The sequence below is a fragment of the Klebsiella sp. GW_Kp182 genome (assembly GCF_040062275.1).
GTDB classification, from domain to species: domain Bacteria; phylum Pseudomonadota; class Gammaproteobacteria; order Enterobacterales; family Enterobacteriaceae; genus Klebsiella; species Klebsiella michiganensis.
The window spans coordinates 439,044-454,244 of the sequence record NZ_JBEAFQ010000002.1 but is presented as its reverse complement, the minus strand read 5'-3'; the positions used below and the strand labels follow the sequence as shown (position 1 = coordinate 454,244).

At 57.5% G+C, this 15,201-nt stretch carries 13 protein-coding genes; 7 read left to right on the top strand and 6 right to left on the bottom strand.

Annotated elements, in window-relative coordinates; translation table 11 throughout:
- The first annotated feature begins 110 nt into the window (after positions 1-110).
- Positions 111-455 carry a RidA family protein gene (locus ABLU88_RS04275; protein WP_004113724.1) on the top strand — a complete coding sequence of 115 codons (345 nt, stop codon included), beginning with the start codon at positions 111-113 and terminating at the stop codon, positions 453-455.
- Between the two features lie 171 nt (positions 456-626).
- On the opposite strand, the gene ABLU88_RS04270 is transcribed toward ABLU88_RS04275, so the two are convergent.
- Genes ABLU88_RS04270 through ABLU88_RS04250 form a run of 5 tightly spaced genes read right to left on the bottom strand, consistent with a single transcriptional unit; the run spans position 627 to position 5,970 of the window.
- Entirely contained in the window at positions 627-1,766 is a 1,140-nt protein-coding gene (locus tag ABLU88_RS04270) for an alginate lyase family protein (RefSeq protein ID WP_014229808.1), read from the bottom strand.
- A gap of 7 nt (positions 1,767-1,773) precedes the next feature.
- Positions 1,774-2,868, bottom strand: coding sequence for a sn-glycerol-3-phosphate ABC transporter ATP-binding protein UgpC (ugpC, locus tag ABLU88_RS04265; RefSeq protein ID WP_014229809.1), 1,095 nt, complete (start codon positions 2,866-2,868; stop codon positions 1,774-1,776).
- 10 nt (positions 2,869-2,878) lie between these two features.
- On the bottom strand, positions 2,879-3,718 hold the full coding sequence (locus ABLU88_RS04260; protein WP_348836180.1) for a carbohydrate ABC transporter permease: 840 nt from the start codon (positions 3,716-3,718) through the stop codon (positions 2,879-2,881).
- Between the two features lie 9 nt (positions 3,719-3,727).
- Positions 3,728-4,669 carry a sugar ABC transporter permease gene (locus ABLU88_RS04255; protein WP_025106147.1) on the bottom strand — a complete coding sequence of 314 codons (942 nt, stop codon included), beginning with the start codon at positions 4,667-4,669 and terminating at the stop codon, positions 3,728-3,730.
- Positions 4,670-4,680: 11 nt separating this feature from the next.
- Positions 4,681-5,970, bottom strand: coding sequence for a sugar ABC transporter substrate-binding protein (locus ABLU88_RS04250; protein WP_025106146.1), 1,290 nt, complete (start codon positions 5,968-5,970; stop codon positions 4,681-4,683).
- Between the two features lie 526 nt (positions 5,971-6,496).
- On the opposite strand from ABLU88_RS04250, the gene ABLU88_RS04245 reads away from it, so the two are divergent.
- Both ABLU88_RS04245 and ABLU88_RS04240 read left to right on the top strand, forming a co-directional pair.
- Complete coding sequence (locus tag ABLU88_RS04245) at positions 6,497-7,735, top strand: alginate lyase family protein (RefSeq protein WP_348836179.1); 1,239 nt, start codon at positions 6,497-6,499, stop codon at positions 7,733-7,735.
- Positions 7,735-9,747, top strand: a complete 2,013-nt coding sequence (locus tag ABLU88_RS04240) for a heparinase II/III family protein (RefSeq protein ID WP_348836178.1) — start codon at positions 7,735-7,737, stop codon at positions 9,745-9,747. The genes ABLU88_RS04245 and ABLU88_RS04240 overlap by 1 nt, the downstream gene beginning before the upstream one ends.
- A 14-nt stretch (positions 9,748-9,761) precedes the next feature.
- On the opposite strand, the gene ABLU88_RS04235 is transcribed toward ABLU88_RS04240, so the two are convergent.
- A complete protein-coding gene (locus ABLU88_RS04235) occupies positions 9,762-9,941 on the bottom strand; it encodes a YoaH family protein (protein ID WP_004103292.1) in 180 nt (59 codons plus the stop codon).
- 90 nt (positions 9,942-10,031) lie between these two features.
- On the opposite strand from ABLU88_RS04235, the gene pabB reads away from it, so the two are divergent.
- From pabB to ABLU88_RS04215, 4 genes are all read left to right on the top strand, one after another.
- On the top strand, positions 10,032-11,387 hold the full coding sequence (gene pabB / locus ABLU88_RS04230; RefSeq protein ID WP_046878458.1) for an aminodeoxychorismate synthase component 1: 1,356 nt from the start codon (positions 10,032-10,034) through the stop codon (positions 11,385-11,387).
- A 3-nt stretch (positions 11,388-11,390) separates the two neighbouring features.
- Complete coding sequence (locus ABLU88_RS04225) at positions 11,391-11,969, top strand: CoA pyrophosphatase (protein ID WP_004852034.1); 579 nt, start codon at positions 11,391-11,393, stop codon at positions 11,967-11,969.
- Between the two features lie 162 nt (positions 11,970-12,131).
- Positions 12,132-13,496 carry an L-serine ammonia-lyase gene (gene sdaA / locus ABLU88_RS04220; protein WP_032694112.1) on the top strand — a complete coding sequence of 455 codons (1,365 nt, stop codon included), beginning with the start codon at positions 12,132-12,134 and terminating at the stop codon, positions 13,494-13,496.
- 131 nt (positions 13,497-13,627) lie between these two features.
- Positions 13,628-15,193 (top strand): EAL domain-containing protein, encoded by a 1,566-nt coding sequence (locus ABLU88_RS04215; RefSeq protein WP_046878459.1) that lies wholly within the window; start codon positions 13,628-13,630, stop codon positions 15,191-15,193.
- Positions 15,194-15,201: the final 8 nt, after the last annotated feature.

Here is a 15,201-nt window from a genome sequence, read left to right as displayed (position 1 = left end):
AGTGATTATGTCAGGGTGGAGTCGTTTTCGCCAGTGCGGGTAGTGACGCAGGTGAAACATTATGGCAGTCTTGCCGCAGCTTAATGAACCGGAACAAAGAGGAAATAAACATGACCATTACGCGTATTGATGCCGAAGCCCGCTGGTCTGATGTGGTAATTCACAACCAGACGCTGTACTACACCGGCGTGCCGTCCAACCTTGATGCCGATGCCTGCGCGCAAACCGCCGATACCCTGGCGCAGATTGACGCCGTGCTGGAGAAACAGGGCAGCAGCAAGTCGCGTATTCTTGATGCGACGATTTTTCTTGCCGACGGCGCAGACTTTGCGGCGATGAACCAGGCCTGGGATGCGTGGGTCGTCGCCGGTCATGCCCCGGTGCGCTGTACGGTGCAGGCGAAGCTGATGAATCCGAAGTACAAAGTCGAGATTAAAATCATCGCCGCCGTGTAAGACAGCCGTGGCCCCGTAGCCCGGGCAAGCGTAGCGCCTCCCGGGAAGAAGCCGCGCCAAAGCCGTTATCCGGCGCATTCCCCGGATAGCGGCGTAAACGCCTTATCCGGGCTACATAGCAGCCAGGCCGATCGGGCACAGCGCCGTCGGGAGGCAAGAAGCATTGTTCTATCAGCCCGGACACCACATCAGCTGTTCCTTCAACTGCAGCGTCTCCTGCGGCACACATTTCAGCGCTTCACGATAGCTGGCAGATTGTTTTGCATAGCCCCGCACTGACTGCAGCAGCACGCGCAGCGCGCTATCCCACACGATTCCCTGCAGGTCGCTATAGGGCCAGAGATCCGGTTCCCGGATAAACGGCACCAGGTAATCAATCCCCTGCTTCACGCCTCGCCCATCGCGGATGGCGTTCCAGCGATCGAACTCAACGTGTTCGGCGTAGCGGTTGAGCAGCAGATGCGCCTCCAGATTAAACAGCGAGTAGTGGAACGGAATGGTACGTTCCAGCTCCATCGTCTGCCTGCCGTCCTGGTCAATCTGCGCCGCCATCCGCTGGGTGATCCCCTGCTCGATGATCCGCGCCGCCAGCCCTTTATCGCCATAAAATAGCGCGTTAACCGTCCGCTGAGCGTCGTACCAGGTGCCGTGGTTGTTGTGCCAGACGTACTCAGAGTGGCCGATGTCGCTGTAGTACATCCAGTGGTTAAAGTCGCGGAACCACTGGTGCAGGCCGATGATATCGTCGGTATCAAGCACGCTCGCCGCGTTAATCAAACCGATGGTGTCCACCACCATCCACATTAAGCGGGTATCGATAAGCCCGGTACCGCGACCGGAAACAATCCCCGGGATCGCCTGGCCATAGTTCAGATGCGGGTTCATCCGCGTTTCCGCATCAAGGAACCAGCAGCGGATCTGCGCAGCCGCCGCCTGCGCGTACTGGCGCTGACCGGTGAAGTACCACGCCAGCCCGAGGGTCAGGCACCGTTCGCACATGCGGATAATGCGCGAGGTATCCGTGTCGTTGTTCTCACACTGCGGATTAATATGCCCGTCGCGGCGAATATAGGGCAGCCCGTTGGGCCGCCGCGGGTTTGGCCACCAGTAGGTCCCCAGGCTGTAGTAATCGTGCGCGTCGCCGCTCGCTGGGCGCAGCTTTTTATGTACCACGCTTTCCGGCGCTTCCCGACGCAGGATATCCGCCTCCGATACCAGCTTGCTTAGCGCCAGCTGCAGCGGCGAGAAGGGCTGCTTCAGGCCCGCCCGGGCGTTTTCCAGGCAGGTTTCGTCAAGGGTGTACAGCTTCATCACCACCTTAATTTCCCTCCCGGCAGGCTATGCGCTGGCCGCTTTGCGCATCGAACAGGTGCACGCCGGCGAGCTTAGGCTGCAGCCAGATCTTATCGCCCTCTTTTACGGCCAGACGCTGTTTGAACACCGATGTAAACGCCCCGCCGCCGGTATCGCAGAAGAGCTGCATATCCGAGCCGGTGTTCTCCACCGCCGTCACCTTCGCCGCCAGCGCATCGTCCCGCGCTTCATGAACCACGTTGACCTGTTCGGGGCGAATGGCGTACACCACCTGCTGACCGTCGGTGACCCGTAAACCGGCGGGCAAAGCCAGCAGGGAGCCATCTTTCAGACGCAGGCTGGTGGCGCTACCGTTCAAGACCACGACGCCCGGCAGCTGGTTAATCTCCGGCGAGCCGATAAACCCGGCGACAAACAGATTCGCCGGCCGGTCGTACAGTTCCAGCGGGGTCCCCGCCTGCTCTATTCGCCCGTCGCGCAGCACCACAATCATCTGCCCCATGGTCATGGCTTCAATCTGATCGTGGGTGACGTACACCGAGGTGGTTTTCAGCCGACGATGCAGTTCGCGGATCTCACCGCGTACCTGGGTTCGCAGCTTGGCGTCAAGGTTGGAGAGCGGTTCATCGAACAAGAACACCTGCGGCTTACGCACGATCGCCCGCCCCATCGCCACGCGCTGGCGCTGGCCGCCGGAGAGATCTTTGGGCAGGCGCTCCAGCAGCGGCTCCAGCCCCAGTAGCGCCGCCGCTTCATTCACCTTCTGGCTGATTTCCGCTTTCGGCAGCTTAGCCATCTTCAGGGCAAAGCCCATATTTTCACGCACCGTCATCTGCGGGTAGAGCGCATAGCTCTGGAACACCATCGCAATGTCGCGCAGCTTCGGCTCCACCTCGGTGACGTTACGCTCGTTGATATGTACTTCGCCGCCGGAGATCTCCTCCAGCCCGGCAATCATGCGCAGCAGCGTGGATTTGCCGCAGCCGCTGGGGCCAACGAGGACGCAGAACTCGCCGTCCGGAATCGTCAGCGACACATCTTTAATGACGTGGGCATCCCCGTATGATTTGCGCACGCTATTTAATACAACCGATCCCATCGTTAACCCCTTATCCTTTGACCGCGCCGGACATAATCCCGCGATTGAAATGTTTTTGCAGACCCAGATAGACGATGATGCTGGGCAGCATCGCCAGCAGCGTAATGGCGATAAAAATGTTCGGCGTGATGCTCTCATCGGTACGCAGCGTGCCGAGGATCACCGGAATGGTATTCAGGCTGTCCTGGTTGACCACAATCAGCGGCAGCAGGTACTGGTCCCAAATCATAATAAAGCCGAAGGTCACCACCGTGCCAAGCGCCGGTTTTACCAGCGGCAGAATGACGTGGAAGAAAATCTGCCATTCGTTCGCGCCGTCAATCCGCGCCGCCTCCTCCAGCTCTTTCGGTATCGCTGACATAAATTCGGTCAGGACAAAGATGGAGAACGCCCAGCCGACGACCGGTAAAATCATTCCGAGATAGCTGTTGTAGAGCGAGGCGTCGATCAGCGGCAGCCGCCAGTTGATAATCATGTACAGCGGAATGGCGATGACCTCTTCCGGCAGCATCATGGTGGACAAAATCACCAGGCTCACCAGCGCTACGCCGCGAAACTTCTTCCGCGCCAGGGCGTACGCCGCCAGCGCGCTGACCGACACCTGCAGAACGGTGCCGAAGAACACCACCAGAATGGAGTTCAGCAGATACTGCCAGACGCCGATATCCATCCACGCGAAGATGAAGTTTTCCAACGAGAACTGATGCGGCCAGGCCAGCAGCTCGCCCGGCTTCACCGGCGCGCCGCTGAATGCCGTGGCGACGATGCCCCAGAACGGCCCGACAAAGACAATCAGCAGCAGCGCGTAGATGAACCAGCGCCCTGCTGTATCCCAACGTTTGCTTAACATCGCGGCTCCTTAGTAACGGGCGATACGTTTTTTCAGCGTCAGATGACAGAGGGTTAAGATAACCGTGAAGGTGAACAGCAGGAACGACACCGCCGAAGCGTAGCCATAGTCAAACTGCTCAAAGCCCAGCTTGTAGATGTGGGTCATGACCATTTCCGTGGCGTTAGAAGGCCCCCCTCCGGTGGTGGCGTACACCTCGGCAAACACGCGGAAACCGCGAATGAAGGAGAGCATCAGTACCACCGAGAGCGCCGGGATCATGCCGGGCAGCGTGACGTAGCGCAGGCGGTTCCACCAGCTGGCGCCGTCGACGTTCGCCGCATCGTATAAATCGCGGCTGATTCCCGCCAGGCCGGCAATAAAGATCACCATGTTGTAGGGCACCGCTTTCCAGATATGCAGCAGCATGATGACGCCCAGCGCCTGATCGGAGCTGGCAAGAAAGCCCTGGTCGGCGACGCCAAACCAGCTGAGGATGTGGTTAACCACGCCGTTGGGCGTCGGGTTAAACAAAATGCGCCACATTTCGGCGACGATCGCCGCGCTGGTAACCGCCGGTAAAAAGATGGCGGTTCGAATAAAGCGCAGATGGCGCGCCGGGCCTTCCAGCAGCATGGCGAGGAAAAACGCCAGGATAGCCGCGGCGAACATCGTTACCACCACGTAAAGCAGGGTATTCACCACCGCCGCGTGCAGCTCTGCGTCGGCAAAAGCGCGGGTGAAGTTATCGAGCCCCACCCACTCGTTGGGCTGATTAAAGTTAACCTTGTAAAAGCTCATCACCAGACCCTGAATCATCGGGATAAACTTAAACCAGCTAAAAATAATCAGCGCAGGCGCTAAAAACAGCCACGGGATCAGCGCCCGCTTACGCTTTGCGCTCAGCCATCCGGTCGAGTCAGGCGAAGCGGCCTGCTTTATCGGCGAGGACTTCGTCTCATGCAGCGTCATAACCTATGTCCTCAGTTAGCCAGCACATTTTGTTTTTTCAGCTCAGCGTTCACCTTGCCGTCGAGCGTCTTCAGCTCGCCGGGAATATCGCTGCCGCAGTCGGCAAAAATCCGGTTAAAACCGTCGGCAACCACCTGGCGCACCGGCGTCCAGTTGGGGATTTGCGGCACGTAGCGTCCCTGTTCGTTGTAAAGTCTGGCGAAAGTTTCCCAGCGCGCGTCCTGATACACGGCTTTGACGTCGACGTTCTTATTCACCGGCAGACGCACTACCGGAATATGCTGGCTGCCTTTACCCATGCCGATCTCCTGACCTTCCGCAGAGATCATAAATTCGATAAATTTTCGCGCCGCCTCTTTCTGTATGCTGCTCTTCATCATAAAGACCGTGGTGCCCTCGGCGAGGGTGGCTTCGCCTTTCGGCCCCGCCACCGGGATCACTTCGAAGTTGTCTTTACCGGGGTCTTTATCGAACAGCGCGATATGGTACGGCCCGCTGAAGAACATGCCGCTTTGCCCGGAGCGGAAGGAGGGAATAACGTCGGCGGTGGTGGCGTTAATCGCGCCCGGCTGGGTGACTTTGTCGCACATCATGGTGCGCATAAAGGTCATCGCCTGAGCCACTTCCGGCGTATTGAGCGAAGCGCTGAATTTTCCGTTCTCTTCTTTAACGAAATCACCACCCGCCTGCCAGATAAAGCTGCTCATAAACCAGCTGGCGTAGCCGCGCGTCGTGGAAGCGGGAACGATAAAGCCGTAGGTATCATTTTTGCCGTTACCATCGGGATCCTGAGTGGTGAAGGCTTTCGCCAGCGTCTGGATATCATCCCAGCTCTTAGGCTGCGGCAGCCCCAGTTTTTCACGCCAGTCTTTACGCACGAAGAGCGCGAAAGTTTGCGCCGAGGTCGGCACGCCGTAATACTTACCGTCGATATAGCGGGTACTCTTCCATGCCGTCTGGAATAGCTGGTCGCCGCCCGCGATCGCCTGCGGGTCAATTTCTTCGGCAATACCCAGCTGGATGAACTGCCCCAGCGACGCCGCATCGTTAAAAATCAAATCGGGTAAGGCGTTGCCCGCCGTGGCGCGCGCCAGCCGCTGTTCAAAGTCGGTGGTGGCGTTGAAATACGCGATTTTGATACCGGTTTTTTCTTCAAATTTTTCCGCCTCCTGTTTGTAGATATTCTTCGAGTCATTGCTGGCGCGGATCCAGACGTTGAGAGTGGTGGCGGCGTAACTTTGACTAACGCCGAGCCCGAGTGCGGTGAGAAGTAACAGTGAACGTAATTTACAGGCAGACATGATGGCATATCCTTTATTGTAGGGCACAAAGGTAATTAAATTCTCAATTAATACACGTAAAAGAATTTGAATATCGCTCAGGCGTTAATACAGCTGGCGCAAGAATTATTTCCATTCATTAGATAGAAATGTATTTCCCAATACAACCGTATAAAAAAGAAATTGCGTTTCAAAAACAAGAAAATTGAGACAGATCACACAGAGAAGTGACAAAAAAAGTGACAAAAAAATAAATAATCATATAAATCAATTGCTTATGATTTTACTAATTTTGTTAAAAGATTCAAAAAATAGAGAAAAACGGCAAAAAACGTGATGTACACTGCATTAAAAGCGTCATTATTTATCCAAAACGTTAAACTTGAAGGACATCACAAAAAAAATCACTTTGTCTTTTACACTGCTCGCCATCGAATATTTAAATATATTATTTTTAATTACACCGCCTGTTTCACGCGTTCTTTAAATACGCGTCAGGTATAATTCTGTTGTTATCTTTTCTCATATTTGCAGAAGGGTTATCACGATGAACTCAATACCTCGCCGAGGTTTGTTAGGCATTGCGCTGTTTTGTTTCGGCCTGAGCGCCGCCTCGTATGCCGCCGAGCCGTACACGCTAGACGGAAAGGATTTAGCCTTTAGCCGGCAGCAGATCGCCGCGAAAGATCCGCTATTTGTTCAGGCGCAAGCGGCGCTGCTAAAAAAAGCCGATCTGGCGCTCAATCATCCGCTGTTCTCGGTGATGGATAAAACGCTGGTCGCCGCCAGCGGCAATAAGCACGACTACTACAGCTTTCCGCCTTACTGGTGGCCGAATCCCGATACCAAAGACGGGCTTCCTTATATTCGCAAAGATGGGCAAACCAACCCTGACGCCAATAGCGACGCCACCGATAAGAACCGGCTGGTGAAGATGAGTAACGACGTGTCAACGCTGGCGCTGGCGTGGTACTTCTCTCACGACGATCGCTACGCGCAAAAGGCGGCGGCGCAGTTAAAGACCTGGTTCCTCGATCCCAAAACGCGCATGACCCCCAACCTGCAGCATGCCCAGGCCATTCCCGGCATCAATACCGGACGCGGTATCGGCATTATTGATAGCCGCGCGCTGGTTGACGTCGTTGACGCCATCGCCCTGCTGCAATCCTCCGATGCGCTGAGCGAAAACGACGTTAGCGCATTGAAGCAGTGGTTTGGTGACTATTATCACTGGATGACCACCAGCCAGAACGGCTTTGAAGAAGAGAACTGGCATAACAATCACGGCAGCTATTTCGATATGCAGGCCGCCGCCTTCGCCCTGTTCAGCGGGAAAATCGACGAGGCGAAAAAGCGCCTGTACATCACCCAGCTGCGGCGTATTGCGGGACAATTTGATATTGAAGGCCGCCAGATGGCCGAACTGGAGCGCACGCGCCCGTGGCACTACAGCAATTTTAACCTTGAAGCCTACAACCGCCTGGGAAGGCTCGGCGAGAAGGCGGGCGTCGATATCTGGAACTTCACCCTCGACGACCATAGCCTGCGCAAAGGCTATCAGTACATCGCCGGGTTTATTAACAGCGATACGCCGTGGCTCTGGAAGGACCTGGATAAAATGGATGACAAGAAAGCGCTGCGCAATATCGCCACCGCCGCGCACGCCTGGCCGGAAGATCCGCTGTTCCGTGACAAAGCGCAGTGGCTGCGGGCGAAATACCCCGACGATATCACTACGCTCATCGCCCCGCTTTCCGCATCGTCAGAGGTCAGGGATAACCGCTAATGAAACAATTCTCCGGGCTCTGGCCCGACATTGTCGGACGTGCAGCCGCGAATAGCGGACTGCTTGAACGGCTGGTGAAGGATGCTCAGCCGGTATTAGATGCAGCGGTTCGCATTCCGCAGTCAGGGATCGCCAGCTGGAATCTCTACTACTTTTGTCCGCACCACGGCGTGCGTCTGACGTGGCGGGCGGATACGCCCCACCAGCATGCCTGCCCGGTCGATGGGGAAATATTTAGCGGTGAACCGTGGGATGGCGCATGGTGGCGCGAGATGAATGGCCGTAACGCCAGCGCCTGTCAGCAGCTTGGCCTGTTATGGCGGCTGACAGGCGAAACGGCGTATCGCGATAAAGTTCGCACGCTGCTGATGGGCTACGCGGATGTCTATCCCGGCTATGAGATCCACGGCGATATTCCCAACAACGGACCGGGCAAGATGAACGCCCAGACGCTGTGCGAAGCCAACTGCATTCTGGAAATGGCGCTGGGTTATGACTTCATTCGCGACAGCCTGGCGCCCGGCGAGCAGCGGCACATCAGTGAAAACCTGCTGCGCTGCGCGGCAGCGTTTTTGCGCGACCATCGTAGCCCGCAGATCCACAACCATGAGGTTAAAATCAGCGCGGCGCTTGGCGTACTGGGTTTCATCCTCGAAGATGAGACGCTGCTGGAGTTTGCCGTGAACCAGCCGTACGGCCTGCGCTGGCAGCTGGAAAATGGCCTGCTGGCGGAGGGGCTATGGTTTGAAGGCTCCGTTCACTATCACTACTACGCGCTGCAGGGCTTTCTGGCCTTTGAGAAGCTGGCGCGCGGCACCCGCTGGAGCCTGCTGGACGGCCCGTGGTATCAGGCGATGCTGACGTTCCCGCTGTCGCTACTGCTGCCGGACGGCACCTTCCCGCGGCTTAATGACTGCCTCGCCGGGCAGGAGAAGCTCAACCATCGGGATCTTTACGAGTTCGCCTGGTTTATCTGGCGTGACCCGCAGTACGCCGCGGTGCTGCAGTTTACCGAAACGACGCCCGACGAGCGTGAAACCTTACTGTGGCGCGAACACCCCCTGCCGGAAACGCCCCTGCCGCTGATCCCGCAGCAGTCGCTGTTTGCGCCCGGCGCCGGCCTGACGTTATGGCGGCGACCGCAGCAGGCGCTGCTGATTAAGCACAGCCCCTGGGGCGGCGAGCACGACCATTACGACAGGCTGGGGCTGATGCTCTGGCATCGCGACGGCTGGCTGCTCACGGATATGGGCACCACCGGCTATGGTGCGAAAATGCACTATGACTATTATAAAAACAGCGCCACCCACAATACGCTTTCGGTCAATCAGACCAACCAGCCTCCGGCCAATCCGCAGGTGCTAGGCTGGCATATGGATAGCGACTCTCTGTGGCTGGATAGCGAGGTTGACTGGGGAAAGCCGCCGCCGGAGCTCAACAGCCATAGCCGCGTCGAGTGGGACGCGGCGGCCTGGCGAGGCGTGCGCTTTCGCCGTCGCCTGCTGTGGCTTGAAGAGGTACTGATCGATCTCTCTACCGTGGAAAATCCGCATCGCCAGCAGCTTGACTGGACACTGCACCTGGCGGCGCGGGCGCTGGACCAGAGCGGTACGCCGCAGCCTTTTTCGCTCAGCGGACCGCTGCGGCATATGGCCAATGCCACCATGACCCCGCTGAACGGCTGCCAGCCGCGCCACTTTGCGCGCGACAAAGACACCGTTGCGCTCTGGCTTTCCGGCGATGGTGAACTCTGGCAAGGGCTGGCGCCCGATAACCCGGCGATTCGCGATCTCAGCTATCTGGTGATGCGCAATCACCTGCCGCAGGCGCGTTTCGTCTGCCTGTGGGATTTCGCTAACCGCGCGCCGCTGACGGAGGTGAATGTGCATCATACGCCAGCCGGTACGCACATTACCTTCTGGCGCGGCGATCGCGTAACGCACGTGACGCTGTACGACGATCCCGGGAAACGACCTGATGCGATCCTTCCGCTCCCGGAAAGCGGCATCTGATCGCAACGGGGGATTTACTCGTCTTCATCCTCAAAGCGCGCCACAATCCGATCCCCGGTATGCGAGGCGCGCAGTTCATCCGCCACTAAAGCAATCGCCTGGCCGCTGCTCATGCCCTGCGACATCAGCTCCTGAATTCGTTCCACTGCTTTTTGCTGCTGCTCGTGGCTCAGCGAAGGTAAACCTGCAAACATGACTGACTCCTGCTACATTGTGGGGCGTAATTATTTCACGCCGTCCGCGCGTATACCAGCGGACGGTAACGATCAGGATTGAAGAAGACGATGTTGTCCCCCGCAATGATTTCCCTGCCCTGGCGTCCGGATGCCGCTGAATACTATTTTAGCCCGTTGAGTTCCCAGCCCTGGGCGATGCTGCTGCATTCCGGTTTTGCCGAACATGCGCATAACCGTTTTGACATCATTGTCGCCCAGCCGCGCGCCACGCTGGTGACTCACGGTCAACTAACCACCCTACGCGAAGGGGAAACCGTCTCAACCTCCGCCGCCGATCCGCTTACGCTGGTGCATCAGCAGCTGGCGCACTGTAACCTGCAGCCGCAGCCTCATCCGCATCTGCCGTTTCTCGGCGGCGCGCTGGGACTGTTCGGCTACGATTTGGGTCGTCGTTTTGAACATCTGCCGGCGCGGGCCGACGCGGATATCGAACTGCCGGATATGGCGGTAGGTATTTATGACTGGGCGTTAATCGTCGATCATCATCGCCGGGAGGTGTCGTTATTCAGCTATGACGATCCGCAGGCGCGCCTGGCGTGGCTGGAAGCACAGACAGCGCCTGTCGCTGCAACCTTTACCCTGACCTCAGCGTGGCGCGCGAATATGAGCCGCGAGGAGTATGGCGAGAAGTTCCGCCAGATTCAGGCTTATCTGCACAGCGGCGACTGCTATCAGGTCAACCTGGCGCAGCGGTTTACGGCGAGCTATCGCGGGGATGAGTGGCAGGCCTTCCGTCAGCTTAACCGCGCCAATCGCGCGCCGTTCAGCGCCTTTATTCGCCTGGATGAAGGGGCCGTATTAAGCCTGTCGCCCGAGCGTTTTATTCAGCTCCGGCAAGGCGAAATTCAGACCCGCCCCATCAAGGGGACATTACCCAGGCTGGCCGACCCTGAGCAGGACGCGCTGCAGGCGCAAAAGCTGGCGAACTCGCCAAAAGACCGCGCCGAAAATCTGATGATCGTCGATTTAATGCGTAACGATATTGGCCGGGTTGCGGTACCCGGTAGCGTTCGCGTTCCTGAGCTGTTTGTGGTGGAGCCCTTCCCCGCCGTGCATCATCTGGTGAGCACCGTCACCGCCAGGCTGCCCGCTCATCTGCACGCCGCCGACCTGCTGCGCGCGGCCTTTCCCGGCGGCTCAATCACCGGCGCGCCGAAGGTCAGAGCGATGGAGATCATCGATGAACTGGAACCGCAGCGGCGCAACGCGTGGTGCGGCAGCATCGGCTATCTCAGCTTCTGCGGCAACATGGATACCAGTATCACTATCCGTACGCTGACGGCCTGGCAGGGACACCTCTACTGCTCCGCCGGCGGCGGAATTGTGGCCGATAGCGAAGAGGCAGCGGAATATCAGGAAACTTTTGATAAAGTTAATCGTATCCTGCATCAACTGGAGAGCTAGAACATGGCGGACAGCGCCCTCGAACTTGACGATTTCCTCTCACGTTTTCAGCTTCTGCGTCCGCAGCCCACGCGCCACGCGCTCAACCAGCGCCAGGCCGCGGTGCTGGTACCGATAGTTCGCCGCCCGCAGCCGGGGCTGCTGCTGACCCAGCGTTCGCCGCTGATGCGCAAGCATGCGGGTCAGGTGGCCTTCCCCGGCGGCGCGGTAGATAACAGCGATGCAACGCTAATCGCCGCCGCGCTGCGTGAAGCGCAGGAAGAGGTGGCGATCCCGCCGGAGTCGGTTGAGGTGATTGGCGTTCTGCCGCCGGTCGATAGCGTGACCGGCTTTCAGGTTACTCCGGTGGTAGGGATTATCCCCCCCAATTTGCACTATCACGCCAGCCAGGATGAAGTGGCCGCGGTCTTCGAAATGCCGCTGGCCGAAGCGCTGCGCCTGGGGCGCTACCATCCGCTGGATATCCATCGCCGCGGCAATTCGCATCGCGTCTGGCTCTCCTGGTACCAGCATTATTTTGTCTGGGGAATGACCGCCGGCATTATTCGCGAGCTGGCGCTACAGATAGGCGCCCGTCCTTAGCTATACTCAAACTGAGACGGCGTTCTCAGCATTAGTAAATCCGGGGTTATGCATTAGTTTAATTCATGTGAATAGATAAGCTGATGACCCGGTTCCCTCTTACACTATGCGCAGTGATTACATCGTTGTCGCACCCGCGACAACCCTGTCAGGAGTGTTAGCGTGATTAGTATATTCGACATGTTCAAGGTGGGGATCGGCCCCTCATCTTCCCATACTGTAGGGCCGATGAAGGCCGGTAAACAGTTCGTCGATGACCTGGTCGAAAAGGGATTGCTTAATGAAGTGACGCGCGTGGCGGTTGACGTCTACGGCTCACTGTCATTAACCGGCAAAGGCCACCATACGGATATCGCCATTATTATGGGACTGGCGGGCAATCAGCCCGATACGGTCGATATTGACGCGATACCGGCATTTATCCGCGACGTTGAAACGCGCGGTCGCCTGCTGCTGGCCCAGGGGCAGCATGAAGTCGATTTCCCGCAGAATGACGGCATGCGTTTTCGCAGCGACAACCTGCCGCTGCATGAAAACGGCATGACCATTCATGCCTGGGCTGGCGAGAAAGAAATCTACAGCAAAACCTATTACTCCATCGGCGGCGGTTTTATCGTCGATGAAGAGCATTTCGGCAAAGAGAGCGCCAGCGAACTCACCGTACCCTATCCGTTTAAATCCGCTCAGGAAATGCTGGGCTACTGCAAAGAGACCGGCATGTCGCTCTCCGGCATGGTGATGCAGAATGAGCTGGCGCTGCACAGCAAAAAAGAGATTGAAGACTATTTTGCCAATATCTGGCAGACCATGCGCGCCTGTATCGATCGCGGAATGAATACCGAAGGCGTTCTGCCCGGCCCGCTGCGCGTGCCTCGTCGCGCCTCGGCGCTGCGGCGGATGCTGGTTGCCAGCGATAAACTCTCCCACGATCCGATGAACGTGGTGGACTGGGTCAACATGTTCGCGCTGGCGGTCAACGAAGAAAACGCCGCCGGTGGCCGCGTGGTGACGGCACCGACGAACGGCGCCTGCGGCATCGTACCGGCGGTGCTGGCTTACTACGACCACTTTATCGAGTCCGTCAGCCCGGATATCTATATTCGTTACTTCCTGGCGTCAGGGGCTATCGGCACGCTGTATAAAATGAACGCGTCCATTTCCGGCGCGGAGGTGGGCTGTCAGGGCGAAGTGGGCGTGGCCTGCTCGATGGCCGCTGCGGGCCTGGCGGAAATCCTTGGCGCCAGCCCCGAGCAGGTCTGCGTGGCGGCGGAAATCGGCATGGAGCACAACCTTGGCCTCACCTGCGACCCGGTGGCCGGCCAGGTACAGGTGCCGTGCATCGAACGTAACGCCATTGCCTCCGTCAAAGCGATCAACGCCAGCCGGATGGCCATGCGCCGCACCAGCGAGCCGCGCGTCTCGCTCGATAAAGTCATTGAGACCATGTACGAGACCGGTAAAGACATGAACGCCAAATACCGGGAAACGTCGCGCGGCGGCCTGGCGATTAAAGTTCAGTGCGACTAATCCGTGTCCTACAGAATGCGCCCCCGGGCGCATTCTTCTTTTTCCACGCTATATTATTATCTGCGCCCACTACACTTGCTCTATAACGGCTGTTACTCTCATTAACACTTTTAGCCGACAGGGCGTCGCGCATGCAGACTGCACAAAAAGTTATCACAACCTACCGCAGGAAACGTATCCTGGTTTGCTTGCTGGTCGCGCTACTGACCCTGACGACAACATTAGTGATACGATTTATTTCGCAGCGTAGCTTAAATCAGCAGCGCGTCCAGCTCAGCACCAATAAAATGGTGGCCGCGATGGATAATATTCTGCGGCCCCTGGCGGCCCAGCACGCCACGCTGCTGCAACTTGTGAACCATCCCTGTCAGGACGTCCACCTCACGTTACGTAAGCTGGCGGCATCGCTGCAAACGGTACGTTCCATCGCGCTGGTCCAGTCTGACCTGCTCTATTGCTCGAGTATTTTTGGCCAACGAAATATTCCGGTTCACCAGTTACAGCCGGCGCTCCCCGCCAATCACGCCCTGCTCACCTTCAGCTACGACGCATCGCTGCTTAAAGGGACGCCGGTGCTTATCCAGTGGTATCCCGCTTCGCTTAGCGGCGCCGACGGCGTGCTGCTGGTGATCAATATCGAGCTGCTGGGCGAGTTAATTTTTAACGCAAAATCGCCATTAATTACCGGAATTGGCCTCAGCATTGGCGATAAAAGCTTTATTAGCGGTTCCGGGTTGATTAAACAGGAATCCTTGCCGGGCGAGCAAATCATCTACCGCCAGTCGTCGACGCAGTTTCCCTTCACCATTAACGTCAGCGGGCCGGGCGCCTCAGCGGTCGCCCTCAATGAGCTACCGGCCGAACTGCCGCTGGCGCTGATAATCAGCCTGTTAATGACCGGCATCGCCTGGCTGGCGACCGCGGGAAGAATGAGCTTTTCCCGGGAAATTAATCTCGGTATTGCCGCCCACGAGTTCACGCTTTGGTGCCAGCCCCTGCAGGACTTGCGCACCCGTCAGTGCTGCGGCGTGGAGATACTGCTGCGGTGGAATAATCCACGCAGAGGCGCTATTTCGCCGGAGGTATTTATCCCCATAGCCGAAGGTTATAATCTGATCGTTCCCCTCACCCGCTATGTCATCTCCCAGACGGCCCACAAATTAGCCCTTTTTCCGCAGGACAAACATTTTCACATCAGCATCAACGTCGCCGCCCGCCATTTCGCCAACGGCGAACTGCTGCGCGATCTGCATCACTACTGGTTCAGCGCCCATCCGGTACAGCAGCTGGTGGTGGAGCTCACCGAACGCGACGTGCTTCAGGATGGCGACCACCATATGGCCGAGCATCTGCATTTCAAAGGGGTGCAGCTGGCTATCGATGATTTCGGCACCGGCAACAGCTCCCTTTCCTGGCTGGAAAAGCTGCGTCCTGATGTATTGAAGATCGATAAATCCTTCACCAGCGCAATTGGGATTGATAGCGTCAACGCAACGGTGACCGACATGATCATTGCTCTCGCCCATCGGCTGAAGATTGTGACGGTCGCGGAAGGCGTAGAGACCCGGGATCAGGAAGAGTATCTGCGCGGCAACGGCGTCGATTTATTGCAGGGATTTTACTACGCCCGGCCGATGCCGGTAGAGGACTTTCCGCAGTGGCTGGCGGCGGAAAAGCGTCGGGAGCTGAACGCTTAAAAATGCCC

Excerpts from the sequence above, each read along its gene's own strand:
- ABLU88_RS04255 (WP_025106147.1), bottom strand. The coding sequence starts at position 4,669 with ATGACGCTGCATGAGACGAAGTCCTCGCCGATAAAGCAGGCCGCTTCG.
- ABLU88_RS04275 (WP_004113724.1), top strand. The coding sequence starts at position 111 with ATGACCATTACGCGTATTGATGCCGAAGCCCGCTGGTCTGATGTGGTA.
- ABLU88_RS04215 (WP_046878459.1), top strand. The coding sequence starts at position 13,628 with ATGCAGACTGCACAAAAAGTTATCACAACCTACCGCAGGAAACGTATC.
- ABLU88_RS04270 (WP_014229808.1), bottom strand. The coding sequence starts at position 1,766 with ATGAAGCTGTACACCCTTGACGAAACCTGCCTGGAAAACGCCCGGGCG.
- ABLU88_RS04260 (WP_348836180.1), bottom strand. The coding sequence starts at position 3,718 with ATGTTAAGCAAACGTTGGGATACAGCAGGGCGCTGGTTCATCTACGCG.
- ABLU88_RS04225 (WP_004852034.1), top strand. The coding sequence starts at position 11,391 with ATGGCGGACAGCGCCCTCGAACTTGACGATTTCCTCTCACGTTTTCAG.
- ABLU88_RS04235 (WP_004103292.1), bottom strand. The coding sequence starts at position 9,941 with ATGTTTGCAGGTTTACCTTCGCTGAGCCACGAGCAGCAGCAAAAAGCA.
- ABLU88_RS04240 (WP_348836178.1), top strand. The coding sequence starts at position 7,735 with ATGAAACAATTCTCCGGGCTCTGGCCCGACATTGTCGGACGTGCAGCC.
- pabB (WP_046878458.1), top strand. The coding sequence starts at position 10,032 with ATGTTGTCCCCCGCAATGATTTCCCTGCCCTGGCGTCCGGATGCCGCT.
- ABLU88_RS04250 (WP_025106146.1), bottom strand. The coding sequence starts at position 5,970 with ATGTCTGCCTGTAAATTACGTTCACTGTTACTTCTCACCGCACTCGGG.
- ABLU88_RS04245 (WP_348836179.1), top strand. The coding sequence starts at position 6,497 with ATGAACTCAATACCTCGCCGAGGTTTGTTAGGCATTGCGCTGTTTTGT.
- ugpC (WP_014229809.1), bottom strand. The coding sequence starts at position 2,868 with ATGGGATCGGTTGTATTAAATAGCGTGCGCAAATCATACGGGGATGCC.